This window comes from Ruegeria sp. BHSA123, from assembly GCF_059613425.1.
The window spans coordinates 23,301-29,618 of record NZ_JBXWSL010000035.1 but is presented as its reverse complement, the minus strand read 5'-3'; the positions used below and the strand labels follow the sequence as shown (position 1 = coordinate 29,618).

Sequence of the window (6,318 nt, the reverse complement as noted above, 5' to 3'; positions counted from 1 at the left end):
AACGCGACGCTTGCTTCACCGCAAATCCGCCGCATAATCAACCCAACCAGATGAGCCAAATCCTCTCTTAGTTCAGGCGGCAATCTGTCCCAATATCCCTGACGACGGACACACTCACGGCAACCGACCCGGCATTCAAAGCAGCCCTGAGGGATGTTGCCGTAGCAGCATTAGCCACCGACAATACATTGGCTCTTTCTTCCGATCAGCGCACTGCATTGTTCACACAGCTGGGCGTCGATCTGGCCAACGCACAGGATGCCACGGTAAACCTGCGGGCTCAGGTCGGCAGCGCCGAGGCCCGCATCGAACAGGCCGCTACGCGAAATTCGATGACCCGAACCAGTCTGGAATTCGGCCGGAACGAGCTAATCGCAGCAGATCCTTACGAAACAGCGGCGAAATTGCAAACGGTGCAGTTTCAGTTGGAAAGCCTCTATTCGGTAACCGTTCGCAATGCGAACCTTTCACTGGTGAATTTCCTGAGATGAGGGCGCTGATACTTCTTCTGATCCTTCTTCCCGGTATGGCCTGGGCGGGGGCAATCCGCCTCAAGGACCTTGTGGATTTCGATGGTGTCCGAGGTAATGATCTTGTGGGTTATGGCCTGGTTGTCGGTTTGAACGGAACCGGTGACGGATTGCGCAACTCCCCTTTCACCGAAGAGATCATGTCCAACATCTTGGAGCGTTTGGGTGTGAACGTAACGGGCGAGGATTTCCGGCCTAAGAATGTGGCAGCCGTCTTGGTGACAGCCAGTCTGCCGCCTTTTGCCAGAGTCGGCGGCCAAATCGATGTAACGGTTTCGGCGATAGGCGATTCAAACAGCCTATTGGGTGGGACGCTGGTTATGACCCCACTTAACGCAGCAGACGGGCAAATCTATGCGGTTGCACAAGGCACAATCCTTGCGGGTGGCGTTTCCGCTGAAGGAGAGGCCGCGTCGGTCGTGCGCGGGGTGCCAACCTCGGGTGTGATCCCGTCCGGCGCGCGTGTTGAGCGTGAAATTGAGTTCGACTTGTCAACTCTGACCCAAATGCGCCTGGCATTGAGAGAACCCGATTTCACCACGGCCGCGCGTATCGAATTCGCCATAAATACCGAGTTCAACAGAGCTGTGGCAATCATGCGCGATTCAGGCACGGTTGAGCTCAACATTGCTGCAACGCAGGCAGTATCAACGGCCCATGCCATCGGGCGTATCGAGAATATTCTGGTCGAGCCGGAAGCAAAAGCGCGTGTGGTGGTCGATCAGCGGTCCGGCACTATCGTTATGGGGCAGGAAGTCCGGATATCGCGTGTGGCTGTCTCTCAGGGTAATCTGACCCTGACAGTTCAGGAAGCGCCGATTGCCGTGCAACCCAACCCGTTTGCCAAGGGCGAAACAGTAATCGTGCCGCGCACTATTGCGGGGATCGAAGAGGAAGAAGGAACTGGCCTTGCCGAAATCCCCGAAGCTACGACCCTGTCGGAGGTTGTCGCAGGCCTGAACGCGCTGGGGGTGTCGCCCCAGGATATGATCGACATCTTGAAAACCATCAAGGCGGCGGGTGCCTTGCACGCAGAATTTGTCGTCAGGTAGCCGGCATCTCTGGCCCAACGGGCGTGCTGAGAACATGCCCGCGACGTTAAGGCCTATTTCGACTTCCAGCTGTCCAGCCAGCGCTGAAATCTGTTTCGGCGTTCTTCAATCGCGTCGCCGGCAGCATAAAAGCCGTCTTCCACATTCTCAATCATCGGATCAATTCGGGCCTTCCGGAACCTGCGCCAGCGCACCCAAACCGCCCAGACCAGCGCGGCAAAAATTGTCAAGAAAATGATGTTGAACCAGGGAATGACCTGCGCATCCGGCCCTTCCACATGTTTGATGAAAATGGCGTTGGGAAAGATCGACATGAACTCATTGCGCCACCCGTAATGGGTCACGACCACCCATTTCGGGTTTTCCTTGGTCGATTTCGCATCATTAGCTTCGGTGTAAAGGTTCGCCGTGTCGAACTTGAAGTAGGGTGGCCACCCCCACCCGGTGTCTTCGTTTCGGTACACGATCGGCTTGCCATTTTCGCGCACGGCCTGAATGAATTGCACATCCCGGTTAGACAGGCTGGTCGATTGGTCTTCGGGTTCGGACCAGAATATCCGTGTCCAGTCGTTCAGATCCTGCCGCTCTTCGTAGGTGTTTACGATACGCACAACGTCGTGTTGCGGCAGCGAGTATTGCAGGACCGCAGCGATCGTTCCCCAGAAGATGATGATGAACGCCCATTTCACGTAGGCCATGCCTAAACCCTCACATGTAATTCACGATGTAGATCAGCGCGCCAATCGCCACCCATGGCACAATATAGACACCCAGGATCAGTTTGCGCCGGAACGAATTGTCATACACATGCAACCCGCGTTCGACAAAGGCGTCCTTATTGCCCGACTTGCCCTTCTCGTCCCACCAGCTTTCCAGTTTACGACGGCGTATCCCGCGCGAGTAGAAAGACAGCGCGACATAGGCGATCGTCTGGATCACCAACAAGATCAGCAAAAGGCGCAATAACCCGAACATTTCAGCCTTTCCTTACCGAACCCCACGGACCGACCCGCGCGATTATGTCATCGCTGACCCGGTCTTCGCCGCTCATATCCGGCTCATGGCCGAACAGCGCGGCACGGGCCCCTTGCTTGTCCACCTGATACTCGCGCGCAAGGAAGTCGGCAACATAGGCTTTCTTGCTCTCGGGCCATCTGGAATAGGTGTTATAGAACAGCTCTTTGTGGCAGATGAACATCTGGCGTGGATCCAGCGGGGCCAATTCGGCCAGCAGCATATTCACCAGATCACGGTTCGGCGTGTCAGCGGCGCGCAAAGTGTAGAAATAAGCCGGATGATCCGACGTGATACGCGGCCACGGCCCCCCGTCGCTTGCCCAGCGCAGCAGTTGCGCAAGGCCGTGATAGGCTTCGGGCAAGCGATCCGAGTGATTGCGCGCCAACCGCCGCATATCGCTTCGGTCCAGCCCGGTAAGGTCGACATCCGCATCCGCCGCCGCGTCGACAGTCAGGAAATCCATCTTCTGCTGCAGGATTGCGGCGGCATCCACGCCGCGCGCCTTGACGATGGGTTCGACCAGATCATTGTAACCCAGAAACTTTGCAATCTGGTTCCGCTGCGACGGGTCAAAAACGTATTTGATCGGCAAATCGTCAGGCTTGTCACCCATACAAATCGCCGCCGGGTGATCCAGGTCCGGGAACAGGTACAGCCCGCCGAAATGCGCCGTCCAGAAATTGCGTTGCTCAAAATCCGTGTGGCGCAGATGGACGGGGTTGCGCGTGACGTCGCCGGTCTCCTTGGCGGTCTCGATCATCCTGGCGATCAGCACATCGTCGAACCAGGCGTCCTCGGCGGTTTTGAACTGTTCGACCATGCCCGCCAGCTGCTGCGCCTTGCGCAAGGTGCCGCCTGCGGTGTCGGCCTCAATCTCGATTTTGCGCAGATTAAACAAATCACGGGGACTGCTGAGCTTGAAGACCGAGTTCACCAGCTCTCCGGCCACCGCATCAGTGGCGGTCAGGGCAAACAAATGCGCTTCATTCATCTCGATAAACTCGCGCAGGATATCGCGCGAGGTCGAGAACTTGACGTTCAGCAAAGGCGCGCGTTTCTGCTCGGTCGTCAGCAGGATGAACTGCCGGTTGACCCCGTTGGGGTTGAGGTAGAGCTCGTCCTCCAACTCAATCCCCACCTCCGGCGAATAGCCCGAGATATCCACATGAAAATCCGAAAGCTGAGTGGTCTTGCCCGCCAGATGCTGCAGCGCGCGGTTATACCTCTCGACTAAGGCCGGGCTGGAGATGTGGACGAGGTTGCCGAACATCAGGCCTTTTTTGATGAGGCGGATCATGACCCTTGCCTTCCCGCGCAACGGTAGCGATGCGCCCGGCCTGAGGTTGGGTGCGGAACGCGCCCGCCGTCACGCCAAAGGCGTGCCTTCGGCACGACGTGGGCGGGTCGGGCGCGTCGCGGCTGCGCCGCGATGACCTTTTGACGTTTACACCAGACGCTCATGACGCCTCTTTCTGCATGTGCAATCTTACGACTACTGCAATGATTACGCCAATCGAGGTGGTTGAAGAGAACATCGCCATCGGCCAGAGTGGAATGCTCTCGACAGATATAAGACTCAGAGATTTCAAAGTATATAAAATCAGCAAATTCACTAGCGGGACCAACAAGGCTGCTACCGATCCGTGCAGAACCTTGGACCTTCTGACAATTGGTGCCAAAAACCATATCGCGTAGGGCACCACCCACCCAACTGCTATTGCGACGAACAGCGAGGTATAGGTCATCCCTTCCCCTCCAGATACCGCCGCTTGGCCTCTTCCATCCGGCCCATCTCACGCACCGCGTTTTCGATGGCGACCTCGTCGCTCTTGTCGGCGTAACGGAACTCGCTGTCGGCGTAGCGATTGATCTCCTGCATCACCATCTCGACCGTGATCGGCTGGCGCAGGTCCTCGATCATGGCCTTCTTGGTGTCATAGTCGCGGAACAGGAACAGGTCGGGGTTTTCCATCCATTCGTCGGGCAGTTCGAAATCCATCGCGCGGACCTTGACCGCGTCGGTGATGTTCTTGATCGCACGGCCGGTGAACCGTTCATCCGCCTGTTGGATCGCCTTGAGGTAGGTACCCAGCTTGGCAATTGTGTCCATCTGACCGATCTCGCCCGAGACCCGGTCATAGACCTGCAACAAAGCATCCTCATGCGGGCGGGAATGGCTTTCGAAACTGGCGGCGACGGCCTTTTTGATTTCCTGCGCGGCGTAAGCCTCGTGTTCGCCCAGCGGGATGTCGTGGTTGCGACCCATCAGCAGGTGCAGGATGTCGATGTAATCCTCGCGCGTCTGCGGCCCGTCCACCAGAAACCGTGCGCCTGCCCGCTGACGCAGGGCGTCGTCCACATTCTCGGGGTAGTTCGAGAACATGCCAAAGGTGCAGTTGCCGCGTACGACGGTATTGGCACCGGCAAAGCTTTCCATCAGCACGGCGGTAATCTCCAGCTGCCCGGCTGACGACTGCCGGTCGCCGCGCTTGCCCGCCAGCTGGTCGATATCGTCAATGGTGCCAAAGCCGATGACCGAGGGGTCAATGATCGTGTTGATAAAGGCTTTGGCGTTCTGGCCGGATTTGCCCTGATAGCTGTCGATATTGTCGGTGCTCAGGTTCTGATAGCGGAACGGATAGCCCGCGTTCTGGCAATACTCGTTGATCAGCCCGGCCATCATCTGGATCAGGGTGGTCTTGCCGGTGCCCGGTTTGCCGTCACCCATGAAGGTGAAGATGAACCCGCCAAGTTCCGCAAACGGGTTCAGGCGGCGGTCGAAATCATAGGCCATCACCATCTTGGCCAGCTTCATCGCCTGATACTTGGCGATATGGTTGCCGACCACTTCGTTTGGTTTCTTGAACGTCATGGTCAAGGTGGTTGATTTTGCCTTTGAAGCGGGCTCGAACCCCCGGATCGTCAGATCGTCGGCCTCGATATGCCAGGCCGCATTCTGGAACGGGGCCAGATGACCTGCGGACCCTGCGCGCAGGGCTGACTTCTCCATCAGTTGTTCGGCATAGGCACTGGTGGCCGCAATCAGATGGGCATCGTCCAAGGCGTATTTGGCCAGCGTCTGGTCCAGCTCCCACAACGCGCCGTGCAGGGCAAGTTGGCCGTTGTCGGTCAGGACCTCTTCGATCTCACCAATATCAACCGTGGTCTCACCCAGATGCGAGGACAACAGATAGGCCAGCGCATTGCCGAACGTGTGTAACGTGATCAACGCTTCGGCTGTCAGTACCTCTGAAAACTCGGTCTTCCGTGCGGCGGGCAGATCCCCGGCCAGGTTTGCCCGTTTCAGATCGGCCAACGGGGTCTGTTCCGCATAAGTGTCCGCCACGGCCAGAGCGATTGCGACGGCGCGGCGGATCACCTGTTGTGCAGTCGCTTGCGGCGGCGAAACCAAGGCATCACCATCGTCCGAGGCTTCGATCCGCTCAACCAGATGCACCCCGTCTGCGCGCACGGTCCGGCGTGTCACCAACCCCGGTGTCGTCGAGCGAAATCGCCGACCGGTTGACACGCCCGGCGAGCGTTCAACGGTGGTTTCCACGGCTTTGGCGATCCGCGGCGCATGTTCGAACCCATTCAGCAAAGCGGTCGCTGCCGGGTAGTGCTTGCGAATATCGTCTTCGCGCAATTCCATCTGATCTGACGTCAAACTCATCTAAAAAACCGCCCTTGCTTCATCTTTTCAAAAATACTCTCGCCGA

Annotated in this window: 7 protein-coding genes; 3 read left to right on the top strand and 4 right to left on the bottom strand. The window is 57.6% G+C overall.

The genetic code is table 11. The features are described from left to right. Window positions 1-188: 188 nt before the first annotated feature. Both AC2FNC_RS15135 and AC2FNC_RS15130 read left to right on the top strand, forming a co-directional pair. Complete coding sequence (locus AC2FNC_RS15135; protein WP_496715777.1) at window positions 189-491, top strand: flagellin; 303 nt, start codon at window positions 189-191, stop codon at window positions 489-491. Further along, entirely contained in the window at window positions 488-1,582 is a 1,095-nt protein-coding gene (locus AC2FNC_RS15130) for a flagellar basal body P-ring protein FlgI (protein WP_480474732.1), read from the top strand. Before AC2FNC_RS15135 ends, AC2FNC_RS15130 begins: the two co-directional genes overlap by 4 nt. Window positions 1,583-1,635: 53 nt before the next feature. On the opposite strand, the gene AC2FNC_RS15125 is transcribed toward AC2FNC_RS15130, so the two are convergent. The 3 genes from AC2FNC_RS15125 to AC2FNC_RS15115 are packed head-to-tail and all read right to left on the bottom strand — an operon-like array spanning window position 1,636 to window position 3,896. Further along, on the bottom strand, window positions 1,636-2,280 hold the full coding sequence (locus AC2FNC_RS15125; RefSeq protein WP_480520045.1) for a DUF1523 family protein: 645 nt from the start codon (window positions 2,278-2,280) through the stop codon (window positions 1,636-1,638). A 10-nt stretch (window positions 2,281-2,290) separates the two neighbouring features. After that, window positions 2,291-2,557 carry a hypothetical protein gene (locus AC2FNC_RS15120; protein ID WP_480474728.1) on the bottom strand — a complete coding sequence of 89 codons (267 nt, stop codon included), beginning with the start codon at window positions 2,555-2,557 and terminating at the stop codon, window positions 2,291-2,293. A gap of 1 nt (window position 2,558) precedes the next feature. After that, window positions 2,559-3,896 carry a DUF6638 family protein gene (locus tag AC2FNC_RS15115; protein WP_496715774.1) on the bottom strand — a complete coding sequence of 446 codons (1,338 nt, stop codon included), beginning with the start codon at window positions 3,894-3,896 and terminating at the stop codon, window positions 2,559-2,561. On the opposite strand from AC2FNC_RS15115, the gene AC2FNC_RS15110 reads away from it, so the two are divergent. Continuing rightward, a complete protein-coding gene (locus AC2FNC_RS15110; protein ID WP_496715773.1) occupies window positions 3,895-4,032 on the top strand; it encodes a hypothetical protein in 138 nt (45 codons plus the stop codon). The genes AC2FNC_RS15115 and AC2FNC_RS15110 overlap by 2 nt on opposite strands. A 308-nt stretch (window positions 4,033-4,340) precedes the next feature. Here AC2FNC_RS15110 and AC2FNC_RS15105 read toward each other — a convergent pair whose 3' ends face one another. Beyond that, window positions 4,341-6,272, bottom strand: a complete 1,932-nt coding sequence (locus AC2FNC_RS15105) for an AAA family ATPase (protein ID WP_496715772.1) — start codon at window positions 6,270-6,272, stop codon at window positions 4,341-4,343. Window positions 6,273-6,318: the final 46 nt, after the last annotated feature.